Below are 17169 nucleotides of genomic sequence, written 5' to 3' on the forward strand. Positions count from 1 at the left end.
ATGTCTGAACTTGAAAACCAGCAGGCGGATGCTCTGCAGATTTCCAGCGAACTAGCGCGTTGCCTGATCGCTTTGAATGTTGACTGGAGTAATCACACGGAGCTACGCAAGCTTGCGCGTGAAGCACTGAGCTACAAATCCGAACAGATCGGTCAGCATCTTGAGGCAACTGATTTCGAGGCTCATGCCCGTTTGAAGTTTTATGGTCTGGTGGCATTGATGTTTCAGACCATGGAAGAGGGAGCGCAGGAGGGCGAGCATATTCACGGCACTGAGTTGTGGAAAGCTGTTGCCCGTGCGCTGTGGGCAGAGAAAGAAGCTGCTGCGAAGTAGATGTTCCACGTGAAACAACTCTAAGTGGAATACGCGCTTCTGCTCTGCGGAGCTTTTCTTGCTGGTCTGATTGATGCTGTGGTTGGTGGCGGTGGCCTGGTTCAGCTGCCTCTGTTGCTGGCAGTTTTTCCTGGAATGTCGATCCCGGTGCTGTTCGGCACCAATAAGCTTTCCAGTATTGCGGGTACTGCGAGTGCGGTCTGGCAGTACTCGCGCAAGATTTCGATTCCCTGGAAACTTGCCTTTCCAGCAAGTGCTGCAGCACTAATCGGTGCTGCCTCAGGGGCAGCGACGGTTTCCTTTCTGCCGCCTGCGGCTTTGCGCCCGATGGTGCTAATTCTATTGATCGTGGTTGGTGCCTACACCTGGTTCAAGCCTGATTTCGGCAAGAACAGAGTGGAACATGAACGGCGCCATCCTCGTGTGCTGGCTAGTTTGCTGGGCGCAGGGATCGGTTTCTACGATGGATTTTTCGGGCCAGGAACTGGCAGCTTCCTGATCTTTGGTTTTGTGCGCCTGTTCGGTATGGATATGCTGCATGCTTCAGCCAGCGCCAAACTGGTGAACTTCGCGACCAATCTGGCTGCTCTGAGCTTCTTTCTATTGCATGAAGGCGTAATGTGGAAGTTGGGCCTTGCCATGGCTTGTGCCAATGTAGTGGGGGCACAGGTGGGGACGCGCCTGGCCGTACGCCATGGCAATCATTTCATCCGCTGGCTCCTGCTTGTGGTGGTTTCGGTTCTTATTGTGAAACTGGGTTGGGATCTGGCTAAGTAATGTTTCACGTGAAACACACCTGAAACCTCGGGTTGTCCCGCGCTTATACAGCGCTACACACAGCTTTTCCACAGACCTATCCACTAGGCCCGAAAACCCTCGCGGCGTATCATTGCGAGCCCTGTTGTGGAACTTGATCCGATGCTGTATCCCGAACGTTTCGATGTGATTGTGGTAGGTGGCGGTCATGCCGGCACCGAGGCTGCTCTGGCGGCCGCCCGTACCGGTAGCAAGACGCTTTTGCTGACGCACAACATCGAGACCCTCGGTCAGATGAGCTGCAACCCTTCCATCGGCGGCATCGGCAAGGGCCATCTGGTCAAGGAAGTAGATGCGCTGGGCGGTGCCATGGCCGAAGCTACGGACGAAGGTGGCATCCAGTTCCGCATCCTGAACGCGTCGAAAGGCCCGGCGGTGCGGGCGACCCGCGCTCAGGCCGATCGCATTCTGTATAAGGCAGCGATCCGCCGCCGCCTCGAAAATCAGCCCAATCTGACTCTTTTCCAGCAGGCCGTGGACGACATCACGGTCGCAGGCGAGCGCGTCACTGGCGTGGTGACGGCCATCGGCCTGCGCTTCGAGGCGCCGACCGTGGTGCTGACGGCCGGCACCTTCCTGAATGGCAAGATTCACGTCGGCCTGGAAAACTATTCCGGTGGCCGGGCAGGGGATCCGCCCGCAATTTCGCTCTCCCATCGTCTGCGTGAGCTGGCCTTGCCGGTGGGGCGTCTGAAGACCGGCACGCCGCCGCGCATCGATGGCAAAACCGTTGATTTCTCGGTGATGCAGGAGCAGCACAGCGACGATCCGCTGCCGGTGTTTTCCTTCCTCGGCAACGCCGCTCAGCACCCCAAGCAGATGCCTTGCTGGGTGACCCAGACCAATGCCCGCACCCACGAGATCATCCGCGGCGGGCTGGACCGCTCGCCGATGTACACCGGCGTGATCGAAGGCGTGGGCCCGCGCTACTGTCCTTCCATCGAAGACAAAATTCACCGCTTTGCGGACAAGGATAGCCACAACATCTTCCTTGAGCCGGAGAGCCTCAGCTCGCACGAAATCTATCCGAACGGGATCTCCACCTCGCTGCCCTTCGATGTGCAGCTGGCGCTGGTGCGCTCGATCCGTGGCATGGAGAACGCGCACATTCTGCGCCCCGGCTACGCCATCGAGTACGACTATTTCGACCCGCGCAACCTGAAGTCCAGCTTCGAGACCAAGTCCATTGCCGGTCTCTTTTTTGCTGGCCAGATCAACGGCACGACCGGTTACGAAGAAGCCGCCGCGCAAGGCTTGCTCGCTGGCGTGAATGCCGCGCTGCTGGCGCAGGGCAAGCCGGCCTGGTGCCCGGCGCGCAGCGAGAGCTATCTGGGCGTGATGGTGGATGACCTGATCACGCGCGGCGTGACCGAGCCTTACCGTATGTTCACCTCGCGTGCCGAGTTCCGTCTCTCCCTGCGTGAAGACAATGCCGACCTGCGCCTGACTGAACAGGGCCGCGCGCTGGGCCTGATCGACGAGCGCCGCTGGGCGGCCTTCAGCGCCAAGCGCGAGGCCATCGAGCGCGAAACGGCGCGTCTGCGCGCCACCTGGGCGATTCCGCACAAACTGGCGGAAGGTGAGGCCGAGGCTACGTTCGGCAAGTCGCTGGAGCGCGAAACCCGCTTCTTCGATCTGCTGCGCCGGCCGGACATGACTTACGCCGCGCTGATGGCGCTTTCGGTGGCCCCGGAAAATCCCGAAACGGATACGCAAGTCATTGAACAGATTGAAATTTCTGCGAAATATCAGGGCTATATCGAGCGCCAGCAGGAAGAGGTGCAGCGTGCGGCCGGGCAGGAAAACACCGTGCTGCCGCCGGACCTCGATTACAGCGTGGTGAGCGGGCTTTCGAATGAAGTGCAGCAGAAGCTGCGCCTGCACAAACCGGAAACCCTCGGCCAGGCTTCGCGCATCCAGGGGATCACGCCGGCCGCGATCTCGCTGCTGCTGATTCACCTGAAGAAGCTTGAGATTGCCGCACGTGCGGTGAAAGGGGAGGGCGCATGAGCACAGCTAAGCGCCTCGCCACCGGCATCAAGCAGCTCGGTCTGAATCTGAATGAAGAAACACAGGAGCAGCTGCTGGCCTACGGCGCGCTGCTGATGAAGTGGAACAAGGTCTACAACCTCACCGCGATCCGCGATGAGGCGGCGATGATCGATCTGCACTTGCTCGATTCGCTCTCCATCCTGCCGCATCTGCCCCATGTGACGCGCGTCGCCGATATAGGCAGCGGCGGTGGCTTGCCCGGCATTCCGCTGGCGATCTGCCGGCCGGATTGCGAGGTGGCGCTGGTCGAGACTGTCGGCAAGAAAACCAGCTTCCTGCTGCAGGCCAAGGCCCAGCTGGGCCTCGCCAATCTCTCGGTGCATAACCTTCGGGTCGAGAACTTCAAGCCGGCCGAGCTGTATCCGGCGATCAGCTCGCGCGCCTTTGCCAGTCTCTACGATTTCGTCAGCCTGACCGACCATCTGCTCGCCCCCGACGGTCAATGGATCGCCATGAAGGGTCAGTATCCTCAAGACGAACTCGATGCACTCCCGCCTGGTATCCAGCTGCGTGAATCGCGCCGCCTGCAGGTGCCCGGCGTCGAGGCGGAACGACATCTTCTCTTCCTTACCCGGACCTGACCTCATGGCTCGCATTTTCGCAGTCGCAAACCAGAAGGGTGGTGTCGGCAAGACCACCACCACCGTCAACCTCTCGGCCGCGCTGGCCGCGCATGGTCAGCGTGTGCTGCTGGTGGATCTAGACCCGCAGGGCAATGCCACGATGGGTTCCGGCGTGGACAAGCGTACCGTGGCTTCCACGGTGTATCAGGTGCTGATTGGTCAGCACAGCGTGGCCGAAGCGCGCGCCCGCTCCGAATCCGGCGGCTATGACGTACTGGCCTCCAACCGCGAACTGGCGGGTGCCGAGATCGAACTGGTGGGGATGGACAACCGCGAGAAGCGCCTTAAAGATGCGCTGGCGGCTGTTGATGGCGAATACGACTTCGTGCTGGTGGATTGCCCGCCCAGTCTCTCCATGCTCACCCTGAACGGCCTCTGCGGGGCGCATGGCGTGATCATCCCGATGCAGTGCGAGTACTACGCGCTCGAAGGCCTGTCGGATCTCGTGAACACCATCAAGCAGGTGCATGCCAAGCTCAACCGCGACCTGAAGATCATTGGCCTGCTGCGTGTGATGTTCGACACCCGCAGCACGCTCTCCCAGCAGGTGTCGGCCCAGCTGGAAGAGCACTTCGGTGACAAGGTCTTCAAGGCCATCATCCCGCGCAATGTGCGTCTGGCCGAAGCGCCCAGCCATGGCATGCCCGGTGTGGTCTTCGACAAGGCCGCCAAGGGCTCGCAGGCTTATCTGCAATTTGCCGCCGAGATGATCGAGCGGATCAAGACAATCTGAACGGAATTTCCTCATGAAACCTAAGATGAAAGGCCTCGGCCGCGGCCTGGAAGCCCTGCTCGGCGGCGACGCGCTGCCTTCTGACACCGGCAACCTCACCACCCTGCGCGTTGAAGACCTGCAGCCCGGCAAGTACCAGCCGCGCACGCGCATGGATGCTGGTTCGCTCGAAGAGCTGGCCGCCTCGATTCGTGCTCAGGGCCTGATGCAGCCAATCACCGTGCGTCCCATCGCCGGTGGCCGGCACGAAATCATCGCCGGTGAGCGCCGCTGGCGCGCAGCCCAGATCGCCGAGCTGACCGAAGTGCCGGTGATCATCCGCGAGATTCCGGATGAAGCCGCGCTGGCCATGTCGCTGATCGAAAACATCCAGCGCGAAGACCTCAACCCGCTCGAAGAAGCCACTGGTATTCAGCGCCTGATCGACGAATTCGGCATGACCCACCAGCAGGCCGCCGATGCGGTCGGCCGCTCGCGCCCGGCCACCAGCAACCTGCTGCGCCTCTTGCACCTGCCCAAGCCGGTGCAGGAGCTGCTGATGGCCGGTGACATCGAAATGGGCCATGCCCGCAGCCTGCTCGCCCTGCCGTCTGCCGAGCAGATCCTTACCGCCAACGAAGTTGTCGCCAAGCGCCTGTCGGTGCGTGAAACCGAGAAGCTGGTGAACAGCCAGACCAAGCCCAAGGACGACAGCCTCAAGGCCAAGCCCGCCGCTGATCGCGATGTGGCGCGGCTGGAAGAAGAGCTGGCCGACAAGCTCGGCGCGGTGGTGAAGATCAAGGCCAACAAGAAAGGCGCCGGCAGCCTCACCATCGAATTTGCGAGCCTTGATCAGCTCGACGGGCTGATTGGCAAGCTGCAGGTGTGAAGATCGTCAAGGGAGACGGGGCATGAAGAGCTGGGTTGTTGTTGCACTACTGGTGGTGCTGGCGGGGAATGCTTGGGCGGGTTGGGATGATGTCGTGGCGGCTTACCAGAAGGGGAATTTCGAGACGGCCTTGCGTGAAGTTCGGCCACTGGCGCAGAGCGGCGATGCCCGAGCGCAGTTGACCCTTGGCTTTATGTACAAGAATGCTCAAGGTGTGGCGCAGGACTACGAGGAGGCGGTGCGCTGGCTCCGTCTTGCTGCCGACCAAGGAAATGCTTCTGCGCAAAACAATCTCGGACTCATGTACGCCGAAGGTTGGGGGGTGAAGCAGAGCTCCTTGGAGGCAATGCGCTGGTACCTTCTTGCTGCCAAGCAGGGGAACGTTTTGGCACAGATCAACCTCGGTGCCATATGCGAAATGAGTCTTTGTTTGGAGCCTGACAGCAAAGACGAGTATCACTGGTATCGCTTGGCTGCCGAACAGGGGCATCCAGTGGCGCAGTACAAACTCGGTCAGATTCTTCGCGATGGTAAGAACTATGTGGAAGCCTTGCGATGGTTTCAGCTTGCTGCGGAGCAGGGAAATACCTCTGCGCAAAGAATTCTTGGCCTGATGCATGCCAATGGCCAAGGCGTCGTGCAGGACTACCAGGAGGCTCTGCGCTTGGTATCTTTAGCCGCCGGAAATGGGGATGTTGTAGCGCAGGGACTCCTCTCTGGTATGTACTGGAATGGCAAGGGGGCTCCAAGCAATAAGGTTGTAGCTTATGCAGTCATGAGCCTCGCACATGCCAATGCTGGCGATTCGTCCGTTGCGAGCATGGCGGATGCTGGTCTTGGCGCAATGATCAAGGAGATGAGTCCTGACCAAGTAGCAACAGCTCAAGGACTGGCCCGCAAGATGCAGCAAGGCAAGCCGATCGAGGTGCTGGACGCCTACCTCAAGACCCTGGTGCTGGAGTAATAGTTTTTCAGGCTCTGAGTGGGTGGCGATCCCTTCCCCCAGTTATGGCAGCAGAACAATCTGCCAGGGTTTGACTTGTGCTGAGGGCTGCGCACGCGGATTCTTGGGATCAAACCGGGACCGGCTATGGATGGCCTGCTGCTTGGTGCGTCTTGCGCACTCTATCTTTTGGTGTGTATATTGAGTGTGTAATAACAGGAGTTCACTCATGACTCACCGCGTCAATATCATGATCGACGACAGCCTCTGGGCAGGCTTTCAGGCGATTCCGCCGGGAGAGCGTAGCGGGGTGCTGAATCGGGCTCTGGCTGAGTATCTGCTGCGCCAGCAGCGTGAAGCGGCAGCCCAGCAGATGGCGGCGTTGCGCATTGAAATGCCGCGCGCCACGTATGCCGAGGATCTGCTGCGCGAAGAGCGGAGTAGCCACTGATGCGCCGCGTGGTGCCGGATGCGTCGGTGCTGCTGAAATGGGTGCTCCACGAGGGCGAATCGCATCTGGATCAGGCGTTGGCCCTGCAGGCGGACATTATCGCCGGGCGGGTGCAGGCACTGCTGCCGCCGCTGTGGTACTTCGAGGTCGGTAACACGCTGGGACGGCGTTTTCCGGAGCAGGCGCCGCGTGCATTGGCAGGGCTGCGGGCCTTTGCCATTGAGGAGCGGATGCTGGGCGTTGAGGCCGAGGTGACCGCGCTACGCTTGATGCGTGAATGTGGGGTCACCTTTTATGACGCGGCCTATCATGCGCTGGCGATTGAATCGGGCGCGACGTTTGTGACGGCTGATGCGCGCTATCTGGAGGCGGCGCGGGCTTGGCGTCATGCTAGTCATTTGATGGACTGGGCGTGAGCGCGCGCGCGAAGGAATGCTGCTATGAAGCACGAATTCATCTGCCTCAACCCAGACAACATCGCGCACTTTCTCCCGCTCTACGTTTCGGTTTTCAATGCCCCGCATAGAATGACGGCTGGACGGAGACGGTGGCCTTGGAGCGCTTCCAGTGCTTTGCCAGCTTTCCGGCTTTTGACGGGCTCGGGCAGCTGCTCGACGATGAGCCGGCTGCACTTGTTTTTGGTTGGGCTGAGCACTGAGTGAAGTCGTGGATATTCATGTTTAGGAGTTCTGCGCGGCACGCGAGCGCCAGCGTGTGGGCCTGCTGTTCGCCCTGGCCTACGTGGCCCTGATGCTATACGCCGTTGGCATGTGCTCGATCACGGGGATGCGCTGGTGAGCACGCGGGCCCGCTGGTTGCTGATCGGCGCTGTGCTCACCCTGTGGGCATTGGTTGGCGTCTGGGTGCTGCTGCGCCAGTCGCCCGAGACGGTGCCGGTTGTGGCCGCGCAGCCTGAGCTGTCGGCCGCGGCGCTCGATGACATGGATGGCTTCATCGCGGCGCTGGCGAAACTTCCGCAGCCGGTCGAGGAGGCGCAACTGAGCGAGTACATCGCCGTCTTTCAGGCGCGGCAAGATGTTTTGCATCCGCTGATTCCCATCAAAGGCTGCGACTGCGTCGATCTGTCCGCGCAGCATAAGCAGCTGAGCTTGCGCGACAACGGGCCGTCTTACGAACTGCAGATCAAGCGCGTGGAAGAGGCGCATACCGAGCGCGTCGGCATCGATGGCGGGGTGGATATCCACCGCAGCGTGTTGCCGGAGAAGCCGAGCTTGCGTGTGCTGGCCGACCTGCGGGGGCCGGTTTATGTTTTCCGCAATCCGGGGCTACTACTGGCCGTGTCGGCGCGCGACTCCTGTCTAGGCCAGCTGCCGAGTGGTGAGTTGAGTGTGCATGATCTGCCTGGCGGTCGGTCGATTTTCAGTACCCGCTTGCCCGACGGCGTCCTGAGGGGTGGCGAGCCGGACACGGTGGCACCGGAGGCCCTGCGTTTTACCGCGCATCGCGAGGAGGGCTTTGACGACGGCAAGGAGCACCACTGTGATGTGGGTGACTGGGTACGCAAGCTTGATTCCGTGTACGAAGTGGCCTGCAACATCGCGCACGCGACAATGTGCTTTGCGCGAAATCTCGAAAATGGTTTGCCAGTCCATCGGAGGTTCCGATTGACCCCGCCTGATGTTCGCATGCCGCCTCACTCTTCAACGAAGCTGCTATGAAACCAACGTCCATCCTGAATCTTCTGTATCCCCTGCCTGAGTCTGCTGCGAGCGAGGATTTTCAAACCCTGCTGACCCGCCCCGGCCTGCGCATTGAGCGCATCGTGTCGGATGGTCAGGTCAGTCCGCCCGGCTTCTGGTACGAGCAGGCCGAGGACGAATGGCTGCTGCTGTTGGCCGGCCAGGCTGTGCTGGAGTATGAAGATGGCCAGCAGGTGGCGCTGGTGATGGGCGACACCCTGCTGATTCCTGCCGCTTGTCGTCATCGCGTGGTCTTTACGGCACCCCGCAGTGTGTGGCTGGCGGTGTTCTGTACGGCTGAGGTCGCCGCGGCGCGGTAATATCGCGGCTGCCCTGAAAATCCTTCTTCGATGACCATGATCCGCCACCGCCTGTTCGCTCTTCTTGCCTTGACCTGCCTTGCTGCGGCACAGGCTGCGCCTTTGCCCGAACCCACCTGTTTCGTGCCGGGCAAGAAATTCGACAACCGTCTGGCCGGCAACTGGGAAGTTGCTCCGCTCAATGTGCGTTATTCGATCCGTGCCAAGGGGCGTGAAGTGTGCGTGTATGCCCGCGACGTGCAGGCCGATGAGTACTTCGAGATCCCGGAACTGCAATGGGATGGAAAGGTGCTGGAGATCGGCTTCTACCTGCCTTCGACCAAGTGGAGCACGCGTAGCCGCCTGAGCGTTGAGAATGCTGATCTGCTGCGCGACGAATACTCGACCCCCAAGGGGCCGCGCACGGATTTCTGGACCCGTCGCAAGTGAAACGCACCCTGTGCTGCATGCTGATCGCTATCTGCGGTCCGGCTGCAGCACAGCAAGCTCTGCTGACAACCAGCGAGCTGAGGCACTGGAAGCTCACCCTGCCGCTGGATGCCGACGGTGACGGCAAAGCCGATGAAATTTCCCGTCTGGCTGGCTACCGTAATCCGCCCTGGTTCACGCCGACTACCGAAGGCATCCTGTTCCGGGCCAATGCCGGTGGCGCGCGCACCAGTGGCAGTACCGCCTACGCACGCGCCGAGTTGCGTGAGCTGGATGAATCAGGACGGCCAGCCGCCTGGGATTGCCTGGGCGATACGCGCAACCTGAAGCTGGAGCAAGTCGTGCTGCACACCACCACGGCCAAGCCCGAGGCCACCATCGGCCAGATCCACGATGCCAAAAACGACAACCTGATGTTCAAGTACGTGGGCCCGGCCGGTGCTAACGGCAGCACCGATACCGGCCGCATCGAACTCTTGTGGAACGATGCTGCGCAGAGCGAAGTGCTGGATGCGGCCTATACCCTCGGCCAGCCGATGCGGGTGAAGCTGGCAGTGAACAAGGGTGCAGTGCAGGTGACTTACCGCAACCTCGTCAGTGGCCTTGAAAAACAGGTCGCCGCACGGCTTGATCCGACCAGTATTGTGGGCGCCTGCTTCTTCAAGGTCGGGGTGTATATCCAGGCCTGCAGCAAGCTGGACGCTTACGGCAAACCCAACGCGGTGTGCGAGAAAAAGGGCTGGGATGCGCGGCGTTACGATGCACCTGAGGCATATGCGGAAGTGCTGATCCAGCGGATTGAAATGTAGGGCGGGTTTCAACCCGCCATGTGCGACTGAAGTCGCACCTACGACCTGCTGATTCCCGAGCGTTTAGCCCTTCACCAGTTTGTGGCAGGTGAGACTCTGGCCGCAGCGCTCGTGTTCGCCGCTCTCCACCAGCTTGAAGCCGTGCTTCTCGAAGAAGGGTTTCGAGAGTTCGCTGGCAATCGCCGTAACCTTCTTCGCGCCCATGGCGGTAGCCAGCTCCAGCAGATCTTCGAGGATCAGGCTGCCGATGCCCTGACGATTAGCGTCCGGAACTGTAAAGAGCAGATCGATCTGGCCCGGCATCAGGATGCCGCCGAAGCCGACGATCTCGCCTTCTTCATCCACCGCCACGCGCACCCAGTTGTCCTGCAGGCGGGCGGCCCAAGCGCTGGCGTCGTCGGCTGTGGCGGCCCAGGCGGCGCATTGCTCGGCGCTGTAGGCGCTGCGGCCGGTTTCAAGAATGGCGGTGCGATAGACCGCAGCCAGCGCGGGTGCGTCGGCGGGCTGGTAATCGCGGGTGCTGACTTCTTGCAAGGGTTCGTCGGTATCGGTCATGGTGTTGATCTTGTAGGCGCGACTTCGGTTGCACGCGGAGCGTAACGGCCGACTGAAGTCGGCCCTACGAGAACGTGGCTTGATAATTCAATGAGCGGCCTGCGGCCGCGAACCAGCATTCTCGCGGGCACAGGCTGTCCCTACAAGGTCAATGCGCCAGAAAGTGCTCAAGCAAATCATTGAGGAAGCGCTGGCCGCGTTCGGTGGGGCGGATCAGGCTGTCGGTGATCTCCAGCAGGCCGCGCTGGCGGGCACCGATGAGCTTGTCCTCGATGGCGTCCAGCGGCAGGCCGGTGCGTTCTTGAAACAGGCTGCGCGGCACGCCTTCGGTGAGGCGCAGGGCATTCATCATGAATTCGAAGGGCAGCTCGTGGGCTTCCACGGTGTGCTGTTCCTGAATGAAATCATCCTGCGCGCTGCGTTCGAGGTAGGTATTCGGATGCTTGTGACGCATCTGCCGATGCACGCCCAGATGGTCTGAGAGCTTGCCGTGCGCGCCGGCGCCGATGCCGAGGTAGTCGCCGAAGCGCCAGTAATTCAGGTTGTGGCGGCATTTATGGCCCGCCTGGGCGAAGGCCGAGGTTTCGTAGTGGTTGTAGCCGGCCTCCGCCAGTTTCGCCTCGATCATTTCCTGCATGTCCGCCGAGGTCTCGTCGTCCGGCAGGCTGGGCGGGTCGCGGTGGAAGAGGGTGTTGGGTTCCAGCGTGAGGTGGTAGCAGGAGAGGTGAGGCGGGGCGAATTGCAGCGCCTGAGCCAGGTCGGCCTCGGCTTCGGCGAGCGTCTGCTGTGGCAGGGCGTACATCAGGTCCGCGTTCCAGGTGTCGAAGTGGGTCGCGGCCGCTTCGAGGGCCTGAATGGCCTGGGTACGGTCGTGGATGCGTCCCAGCGCCTTCAGGTGCGTTTCATTGAAGCTCTGGATGCCCACGCTCACCCGCGTTACGCCGGCCGCTCTGAAGGCCGCAAAACGCGCCGACTCGACGGTGCCGGGATTGGCCTCCAGTGTGATCTCGCAGTCGGGCTCCAGCGGCAGCAGGGTGCGGGTGGTGGTGAGCAGGCGATCGAGGCCTTCCGGCGAGAGCAGGCTGGGTGTGCCACCGCCGATGAAGATGCTGTGCACGCGGCGACCCCATACGCGCGGCAGGCTGGTTTCGAGGTCGCGCAGCAGGGCGTCGACATAGGCCTGTTCCGGAATGCCCGTGTCTTTCACGTTGTGCGAGTTGAAGTCGCAATACGGGCACTTCCTCACGCACCACGGGTAGTGGATGTAGAGCGACAGCGGCGGCGGCGCGGAAAGCTGCGGGGCGTGGCTTTTCAGTGCGGCAGCGGCGCGGGGAATGATCGGGATGGTGCGGGACATGGGGCTAAATACCTTCAAGCGACTCAAGCCAGGGCGGGCAGGCGAGCAACGCATGATACTGGCTCACGTCGACCAGACGCAGGTTGCCAAGCAGTGCTTCGATGCGGGCGGCGAGCGTGGTGGCGGGCTGGGTGGTCGGGTCCAGCGTATCGGAGGCCACGGCCATGCTCCACAGGCCGCCATAGAGCGGAATCGCCGGGAACAAGGGCGTCACGAGTGGGAAGACTTCGCGGAGCCGCTCAAGCAGGCTGTCGATCTGCTCGCGCTGCCATAGTGGTGAGCCCAGATGCAGGCTCAGCGCACCCTGCGGGCTGAGCAGGCGGCGGCAGGCGCGGAAGAAATCGGCGGTAAACAAGGGCGCGGCGGTGGTGTCCGGATCGGTGAGGTCGAACACGATCAGGTCGAAGTGGCCGTCAGCGGGCTGCCAGCGCTGTACATAAGCGGCCGCGTCGCCGAGCACGATCTGCAGGCGGGGGTCGTCCAGCGCACCGTCATGCAGCATCGGCAGGAAGTCGCGCGCCAGGCGCAGCACGGCTGGATCCAGCTCGGCCAGTACCACCTCTTCCAGTGTCGGATACTTGAGCAGCTCGGCCGCCGTGGCCCCGTCGCCGCCGCCCAGTACCAGCGCGCGGCGCGGTTCTGGATGAGCCAGACCGGCGATGTGCACCAGCGGCTCGTGGCACAGGAAACTGTCGGCTTCAGAGGCCATGCTGCGGCTGTCGAGCCGGTAGAGCCGGCCGAAAGCGGCGGTCTGCCAAACCTCCCAGCTCTGGTAGTCGCTGCGCCCGCCGGCCAGCAGGTGGCCCGCGCAGTCGAAATCGAGCGCAGGGCCGAGGGTTTCGCGGAAGCGGTCGCAGCTGTCGGGGTTCATGGCTTGAATATGCGTGGCGCTTCGCGGGCCGGTGAGCGTCCACAAGGGTAGCGCCACGAAAGGGCAAGCCGGGCGAAAGTTTTCGGCGGCTGTTCCGTAATGAGACTGGCCACGTCTGTGCAAAAGACGGACCGTCATCCAGGGAGAACGATGCCATGAGCTCTGTTGCCGTACCCGAAGAATTGACCCTCCACCAGGTACGTGCGATCACGCCGCACCTGATCGATCTGGCTCGCAGCGGTGATGCGCTGGCGCTGGACCTGTCTGGCGTATGCCATATCGACACGGCCGGCATGCAGTTGCTGCTGGCGATTCGCCGCGAAGCCGCGCGGGCCTGTACCCCGCTGGCGCTGGAGAACCCTAGTCCGGCCGTCAGCGAATTGCTGAGCTTCTACCGCCTGGATCGGGTGCTCGCCAGTTACATCGTGAGCGAACCCGCCTGAAGCCGGAACCAGGGCCGCCAGCATGGATGGCAGCATCGACGAAACTCTCGCCCTCTTCGTGGCCGACAGCACCCAGCAGCTGGACGTGCTGGAAGGCCAGTTGCTGGCGCTGGAACGTGACCCGGCCGACCATGCCGCACTCGATGCGTTGTTCCGTGCCGCCCACACCATCAAGGGCAATGCCGCTGTGGTGCAGCTCGGCGAGGTCGAGTGGTTTGCGCACGTGACCGAGAGCGTGCTGGAACGCCTGCGCAGCGGTGAGCTGCTGGCCGGCTGCGAGCTGATCACGCTGCTGCTGGCTTGCTCGGATCACCTGCGGTATCTGGTTACCAATGCCAGCTTTGGCGCAGATGCCAGCCCGGCCTTCGCGGAGGAAGACCGGGCCCGCCTGATTGGCCTGCTGGTGCCCTGGCTGGGTGACGAGCTGGAGGAGGTGGCGCCGCATGCGGCTGCCACGCCTCGGCGCGGCGAGGAAGATTGCTGGCGCATCAGCCTGCAGCCGGGCTTTGAATCCCTGCGTCAGGGGCTGGATCCGCTGAACTTCTTGCGCCATCTCGAAACTCTGGGTCGCCTGCACAGCCTGCGCGTGGTGGATGACGAAATTCCGCCCAGCGAGGGCTTCGATCCCGAAGCCTGTTACCTGCGTTTCGAAGTGCTGCTCGACACAGGCGCTGACAAGCAGGCCATCGAAGACGTGTTCTCCTTCATGCGCGATGCCTGCACGCTGCAGATCGAGCCGCCAGCGAGTCAGCTCGATGACTGGGTGGATCGCCTCGATTCATTGCCTGAAGACGAATTGCAGACCGGTGAGATGCTGGTGCGGGTTGGCGCGCTGACGCCGGATGAGCTGGCCAGCGGCCTGCGTGCTCAGCGCGGAGGTGAGGGCTCCGGGCCGATTGGCCGCATCCTGGTCGACGAAGGCTTTGTGCCGCCGCAGGTGGTGGATGCTGCCTTGCGCCGGCAGGACGAGATCAAGACTGCCTTGCAACGGGAGGCGGCCCAGTTGCGCGTCTCCGCTGAACGTCTCGATCAGCTCGTCAATTCGCTGGCGGGCATGCAGGGCTCGCTGGCTCAGCTTGCCCAGCGTGGCACGCGCGTCTCGGCCGTCGAAATGGTGGCCTTGCAGCATGCGCTGGAGAAGGCCCGGCGGCTCGCCGAAGGCCTGCGCATGGCGCGCTTTGGCGAACAGTTCCGGCGTTTTCACCGCCTCGTGCGCGATGCCAGCCTGGAGCTGGGCAAGCGCGCCGATTTGCTCGTTTCCGGCGGTGAAGTCGAGATGGACCGGGCGGTGGCCGATGCCCTCGGTGACGTCCTGATGCATCTGCTGCGCAATGCCATCGATCATGGCATCGAAGCGCCAGACGTCCGCCAGGCTGCCGGCAAGCCCGCCCACGGCAGCCTCAGTGTGAGTATTAAGCCGCAGGCCGACTGGGTCTTGCTGCGGGTTAGCGACGACGGTGCCGGGGTGGATCTGGCGCGTGTGCGGGCCGCTGCCGAAGCGCGTGGCCTGCTCACTGCGGATCAGCTGGCGGATGAGGTGAGTCTGCTGGCCCAACTCTTCGCGCCCGGTTTTTCCACCGCCGAACGCCTCAGCCACTACTCCGGGCGCGGTGTCGGCCTGGATGCCGTGCGCGCGGCGATCCACGCGCTGGGCGGTGAAATCAAGCTGCAGAGCAGGTCGGGCCAAGGTTGTTGCTTTGAAATCCGGGTGCCGGCCGCGCCCCCGCAGAGCGCCTTGCCAGCACTTCATGCCGCGGTCTGAAGCAGCCATGCCGAAGCCGATCCGCGTCCTGATCGTCGACGACTCCGTTCTGGTGCGCGAGGCAGCCCGCCAGGCGCTGAGCGGCCAGCCCGGCGTCGAGGTCATGGATACCGCCATGGATCCGCTCTACGCCATGGAAAAGATGGCCAGGGAATGGCCGGACGTGATCGTGCTGGATATCCAGATGCCGCGCATGGATGGCATCAGCTTCCTGAAGAAGATCATGGCCGAGCGGCCCACACCGGTGGTGATCTGCTCCTCGCTGGTGGGGAATGGTGCCCAGATTGGCGTGGAGGCGCTGAGGGCGGGCGCGGTGAGTCTGATCAGCAAGCCCAAGGCCGGTGTCAGTGCCTTCTTCGAGAACGAGAGCGACAACCTCGTGGCGGCCGTGCGCGCGGCCTCACATACGAACCTTGCCCGTCTGCGTCAGATCGCCACCACCCTGCGCCCGATTCCCCCGCTGGTGAAGCCGGCACGCCCGGGCACGCTGAGTGCTGATGGCCGGGTGATCGCAATTGGATCGTCTACGGGAGGCACTCAGGCGCTGGAAACAGTGCTTGGCGCACTCGGCACCGATCTGCCCGGCATGGTGATCGTGCAGCACATGCCGCTGGGCTTTTCGAAGAAATTTGCCGACCGCCTGAATCAGGACATCCGGATCGAATTGTGCGAAGCCCAGCACGGCCAGCGTGTCGAGCCGGGTCTCGCGCTGCTGGCCGAGGCCGGCAAGCAGATGCGTCTGCAAAAGAGTGGCAGCGGCTACATCGTGGAAGTGGTGGAGGGGCCGATCATCAACCGACACCGGCCCTCGGTGGATTGCCTCTTCAGCTCGGTGGCCAAGGTTGCCGGGCCGCGCGCCCTGGGTTTGATCATGACCGGCATGGGGGACGACGGTGCGCTGGGCATGAAGGAAATGTTCGATTGCGGCGCCCATACCATTGCCGAGAGCGAGGAGACCTGCGTGGTTTTTGGCATGCCGCGGGTAGCGATTGCGCGTGGTGGTGTGCGTGAGGTGCAGCCTTTGCACAAGATTGCCGAGCGCGTCCGCGCCTGGGTGGGCTGAGCAGGATTACCTCAGCTGCCTGCCAGACGTTCTGCCACGCCGGCGTAGAGCGGAATTCCCAGCAGGATGTTGAAGGGGAAGGTGATCCCCAGCGACATGCCCAGATACAGCGAGGGCCGGGCTTCCGGAATCGCGTAGCGCAGCACCGCCGGCACCGCGATGTAGGAGGCGCTGCCGGCCAGCACCATCAGCAGGGTGGTGTTGCCGGCGCCGAGGCCTGCCGCGTGGGCCAGCAGCAAGGCCAGGCTGGCATGGCACAGCGGGCCGGCCAGTGCGTAGAGCATCAGCCAGCGCGGCACGTCCTTCAGCTCGCGCAGGTTGCGGGCGGCGAGCAGGCCCATGTCCAGCAGGAAGAAAGCCAGCATGCCCTTGAACAAGTCGCCGGAGAAAGGCTGCATGGCATGCTTGCCGGCCTCGCCGGTGATGAGGCCGACCAGCATCGCGCCGAGCAGCAGCAGTTGTGCGCCGTCGGTGAAGGATTCGTGCAGTACCTTGCGCAGCGAGAACGACTCATTCGGGCCGCCTAGTGCGGCCGCCCCGCCACCCACAGCCAACACCGGCTGCGCACGCTGGCGCAGGGCATTGGCGAAGAGCACCGCCATGATGATTGCGGGGGATTCCATCAGTGCCATCGCCGCCGCCATATGGCCGCCATAGGCCACGCCATTGCTTTCGAGATACTGGATGGTGGTGATGAAGGTCACCGCACTGACTGAGCCATAGGTCGCCGCAATCGCGGCGGCATCGAAGCCCGGCAGGTAGCGGCGCAGCAGCAGATAGCCGCAGGCCGGTACGATGAAGGCCAGGGCCACCGCGCAAGCCAGGCTAGTCGCCACTTCGCTGGTCAGGCCCGAGGCGGCCAGCGCAAAGCCACCCTTGAGGCCCAGCGCCATGAGCAGGTAGAGCGAGAGGAAGCGCGCGATCTGCGGCGGGATTTCAAGGTTGGAGCGCGCCGCTCCAGCCAGCAGGCCGAAGGCGAAGAAGAGGATGGCGGGATCGATGAGGTTTTGCATGGCGCAGCCCTGCGGATGAAGACGGGCT

The 17169-nt window shown here is 62.7% G+C and carries 20 protein-coding genes; 16 read left to right on the plus strand and 4 right to left on the minus strand.

The window, feature by feature from the left end; translation table 11 throughout:
* From Q3Y64_RS09900 to Q3Y64_RS09960, 13 genes are all read left to right on the plus strand, one after another.
* A complete protein-coding gene (locus Q3Y64_RS09900) occupies positions 1-333 on the plus strand; it encodes a hypothetical protein (RefSeq protein ID WP_303561431.1) in 333 nt (110 codons plus the stop codon).
* Positions 334-357: 24 nt separating this feature from the next.
* Positions 358-1110: a TSUP family transporter gene (locus Q3Y64_RS09905; protein ID WP_101940513.1), complete on the plus strand. Its 753-nt coding sequence runs from the start codon at positions 358-360 to the stop codon at positions 1108-1110.
* 141 nt (positions 1111-1251) lie between these two features.
* Entirely contained in the window at positions 1252-3159 is a 1908-nt protein-coding gene (gene mnmG / locus Q3Y64_RS09910) for a tRNA uridine-5-carboxymethylaminomethyl(34) synthesis enzyme MnmG (RefSeq protein ID WP_303561434.1), read from the plus strand.
* A complete protein-coding gene (gene rsmG / locus Q3Y64_RS09915; RefSeq protein WP_303561436.1) occupies positions 3156-3782 on the plus strand; it encodes a 16S rRNA (guanine(527)-N(7))-methyltransferase RsmG in 627 nt (208 codons plus the stop codon). The genes mnmG and rsmG overlap by 4 nt, the downstream gene beginning before the upstream one ends.
* A 4-nt stretch (positions 3783-3786) precedes the next feature.
* Complete coding sequence (locus tag Q3Y64_RS09920; protein WP_303561437.1) at positions 3787-4557, plus strand: ParA family protein; 771 nt, start codon at positions 3787-3789, stop codon at positions 4555-4557.
* A gap of 13 nt (positions 4558-4570) precedes the next feature.
* A complete protein-coding gene (locus Q3Y64_RS09925; protein WP_303561439.1) occupies positions 4571-5425 on the plus strand; it encodes a ParB/RepB/Spo0J family partition protein in 855 nt (284 codons plus the stop codon).
* Between the two features lie 22 nt (positions 5426-5447).
* The gene (locus Q3Y64_RS09930; RefSeq protein ID WP_303561442.1) at positions 5448-6389 is read left to right on the plus strand and encodes a tetratricopeptide repeat protein; all 942 of its coding nucleotides are present in this window, start codon (positions 5448-5450) and stop codon (positions 6387-6389) included.
* Positions 6390-6597: 208 nt separating this feature from the next.
* A complete protein-coding gene (locus Q3Y64_RS09935) occupies positions 6598-6819 on the plus strand; it encodes a hypothetical protein (protein WP_303561444.1) in 222 nt (73 codons plus the stop codon).
* On the plus strand, positions 6819-7235 hold the full coding sequence (locus Q3Y64_RS09940) for a type II toxin-antitoxin system VapC family toxin (RefSeq protein WP_303561446.1): 417 nt from the start codon (positions 6819-6821) through the stop codon (positions 7233-7235). Before Q3Y64_RS09935 ends, Q3Y64_RS09940 begins: the two co-directional genes overlap by 1 nt.
* A gap of 354 nt (positions 7236-7589) precedes the next feature.
* On the plus strand, positions 7590-8498 hold the full coding sequence (locus Q3Y64_RS09945) for a hypothetical protein (RefSeq protein WP_303561448.1): 909 nt from the start codon (positions 7590-7592) through the stop codon (positions 8496-8498).
* Positions 8495-8839: a cupin domain-containing protein gene (locus tag Q3Y64_RS09950; protein ID WP_303561450.1), complete on the plus strand. Its 345-nt coding sequence runs from the start codon at positions 8495-8497 to the stop codon at positions 8837-8839. The genes Q3Y64_RS09945 and Q3Y64_RS09950 overlap by 4 nt, the downstream gene beginning before the upstream one ends.
* A 30-nt stretch (positions 8840-8869) precedes the next feature.
* Entirely contained in the window at positions 8870-9268 is a 399-nt protein-coding gene (locus Q3Y64_RS09955; protein ID WP_101940520.1) for a hypothetical protein, read from the plus strand.
* Positions 9265-10077, plus strand: a complete 813-nt coding sequence (locus Q3Y64_RS09960; RefSeq protein ID WP_303561453.1) for a polysaccharide lyase family 7 protein — start codon at positions 9265-9267, stop codon at positions 10075-10077. The genes Q3Y64_RS09955 and Q3Y64_RS09960 overlap by 4 nt, the downstream gene beginning before the upstream one ends.
* A 63-nt stretch (positions 10078-10140) precedes the next feature.
* Here the strand turns inward: Q3Y64_RS09960 and Q3Y64_RS09965 are convergent, their stop codons facing one another.
* The 3 genes from Q3Y64_RS09965 to Q3Y64_RS09975 form a co-directional block, all read right to left on the minus strand.
* A complete protein-coding gene (locus Q3Y64_RS09965; RefSeq protein ID WP_303561455.1) occupies positions 10141-10632 on the minus strand; it encodes a GNAT family N-acetyltransferase in 492 nt (163 codons plus the stop codon).
* Positions 10633-10780: 148 nt separating this feature from the next.
* The gene (gene hemW, locus Q3Y64_RS09970) at positions 10781-11989 is read right to left on the minus strand and encodes a radical SAM family heme chaperone HemW (RefSeq protein ID WP_303561458.1); all 1209 of its coding nucleotides are present in this window, start codon (positions 11987-11989) and stop codon (positions 10781-10783) included.
* 4 nt (positions 11990-11993) lie between these two features.
* Positions 11994-12860 carry a fused MFS/spermidine synthase gene (locus Q3Y64_RS09975; protein WP_303561459.1) on the minus strand — a complete coding sequence of 289 codons (867 nt, stop codon included), beginning with the start codon at positions 12858-12860 and terminating at the stop codon, positions 11994-11996.
* An 89-nt stretch (positions 12861-12949) separates the two neighbouring features.
* Here Q3Y64_RS09975 and Q3Y64_RS09980 point away from each other — a divergent pair, with 89 nt between their 5' ends.
* Genes Q3Y64_RS09980 through Q3Y64_RS09990 form a run of 3 tightly spaced genes read left to right on the plus strand, consistent with a single transcriptional unit; the run spans position 12950 to position 16128 of the window.
* Complete coding sequence (locus Q3Y64_RS09980) at positions 12950-13303, plus strand: STAS domain-containing protein (RefSeq protein ID WP_328824907.1); 354 nt, start codon at positions 12950-12952, stop codon at positions 13301-13303.
* A gap of 22 nt (positions 13304-13325) precedes the next feature.
* Complete coding sequence (locus Q3Y64_RS09985; protein WP_303561462.1) at positions 13326-15065, plus strand: chemotaxis protein CheA; 1740 nt, start codon at positions 13326-13328, stop codon at positions 15063-15065.
* 7 nt (positions 15066-15072) lie between these two features.
* Positions 15073-16128 carry a chemotaxis response regulator protein-glutamate methylesterase gene (locus tag Q3Y64_RS09990; protein ID WP_101940527.1) on the plus strand — a complete coding sequence of 352 codons (1056 nt, stop codon included), beginning with the start codon at positions 15073-15075 and terminating at the stop codon, positions 16126-16128.
* 11 nt (positions 16129-16139) lie between these two features.
* Here the strand turns inward: Q3Y64_RS09990 and Q3Y64_RS09995 are convergent, their stop codons facing one another.
* Positions 16140-17141 carry a sodium-dependent bicarbonate transport family permease gene (locus tag Q3Y64_RS09995; protein WP_303561465.1) on the minus strand — a complete coding sequence of 334 codons (1002 nt, stop codon included), beginning with the start codon at positions 17139-17141 and terminating at the stop codon, positions 16140-16142.
* Between the last annotated feature and the right edge of the window lie 28 nt (positions 17142-17169).

It is taken from the genome of Uliginosibacterium sp. 31-12 (assembly GCF_030548425.1).
Classification (GTDB): Bacteria; Pseudomonadota; Gammaproteobacteria; order Burkholderiales; family Rhodocyclaceae; genus Uliginosibacterium; species Uliginosibacterium aquaticum.

Bases quoted from the DNA above. Each gene is read 5' to 3' on its own strand.
- Q3Y64_RS09900 (WP_303561431.1), top strand. From the start codon at position 1: ATGTCTGAACTTGAAAACCAGCAGGCGGATGCTCTGCAGATTTCCAGC.
- mnmG (WP_303561434.1), top strand. From the start codon at position 1,252: ATGCTGTATCCCGAACGTTTCGATGTGATTGTGGTAGGTGGCGGTCAT.
- rsmG (WP_303561436.1), top strand. From the start codon at position 3,156: ATGAGCACAGCTAAGCGCCTCGCCACCGGCATCAAGCAGCTCGGTCTG.
- Q3Y64_RS09920 (WP_303561437.1), top strand. From the start codon at position 3,787: ATGGCTCGCATTTTCGCAGTCGCAAACCAGAAGGGTGGTGTCGGCAAG.
- Q3Y64_RS09925 (WP_303561439.1), top strand. From the start codon at position 4,571: ATGAAACCTAAGATGAAAGGCCTCGGCCGCGGCCTGGAAGCCCTGCTC.
- Q3Y64_RS09930 (WP_303561442.1), top strand. From the start codon at position 5,448: ATGAAGAGCTGGGTTGTTGTTGCACTACTGGTGGTGCTGGCGGGGAAT.
- Q3Y64_RS09935 (WP_303561444.1), top strand. From the start codon at position 6,598: ATGACTCACCGCGTCAATATCATGATCGACGACAGCCTCTGGGCAGGC.
- Q3Y64_RS09940 (WP_303561446.1), top strand. From the start codon at position 6,819: ATGCGCCGCGTGGTGCCGGATGCGTCGGTGCTGCTGAAATGGGTGCTC.
- Q3Y64_RS09950 (WP_303561450.1), top strand. From the start codon at position 8,495: ATGAAACCAACGTCCATCCTGAATCTTCTGTATCCCCTGCCTGAGTCT.
- Q3Y64_RS09955 (WP_101940520.1), top strand. From the start codon at position 8,870: ATGACCATGATCCGCCACCGCCTGTTCGCTCTTCTTGCCTTGACCTGC.
- Q3Y64_RS09965 (WP_303561455.1), bottom strand. From the start codon at position 10,632: ATGACCGATACCGACGAACCCTTGCAAGAAGTCAGCACCCGCGATTAC.
- hemW (WP_303561458.1), bottom strand. From the start codon at position 11,989: ATGTCCCGCACCATCCCGATCATTCCCCGCGCCGCTGCCGCACTGAAA.
- Q3Y64_RS09975 (WP_303561459.1), bottom strand. From the start codon at position 12,860: ATGAACCCCGACAGCTGCGACCGCTTCCGCGAAACCCTCGGCCCTGCG.
- Q3Y64_RS09985 (WP_303561462.1), top strand. From the start codon at position 13,326: ATGGATGGCAGCATCGACGAAACTCTCGCCCTCTTCGTGGCCGACAGC.
- Q3Y64_RS09990 (WP_101940527.1), top strand. From the start codon at position 15,073: ATGCCGAAGCCGATCCGCGTCCTGATCGTCGACGACTCCGTTCTGGTG.
- Q3Y64_RS09995 (WP_303561465.1), bottom strand. From the start codon at position 17,141: ATGCAAAACCTCATCGATCCCGCCATCCTCTTCTTCGCCTTCGGCCTG.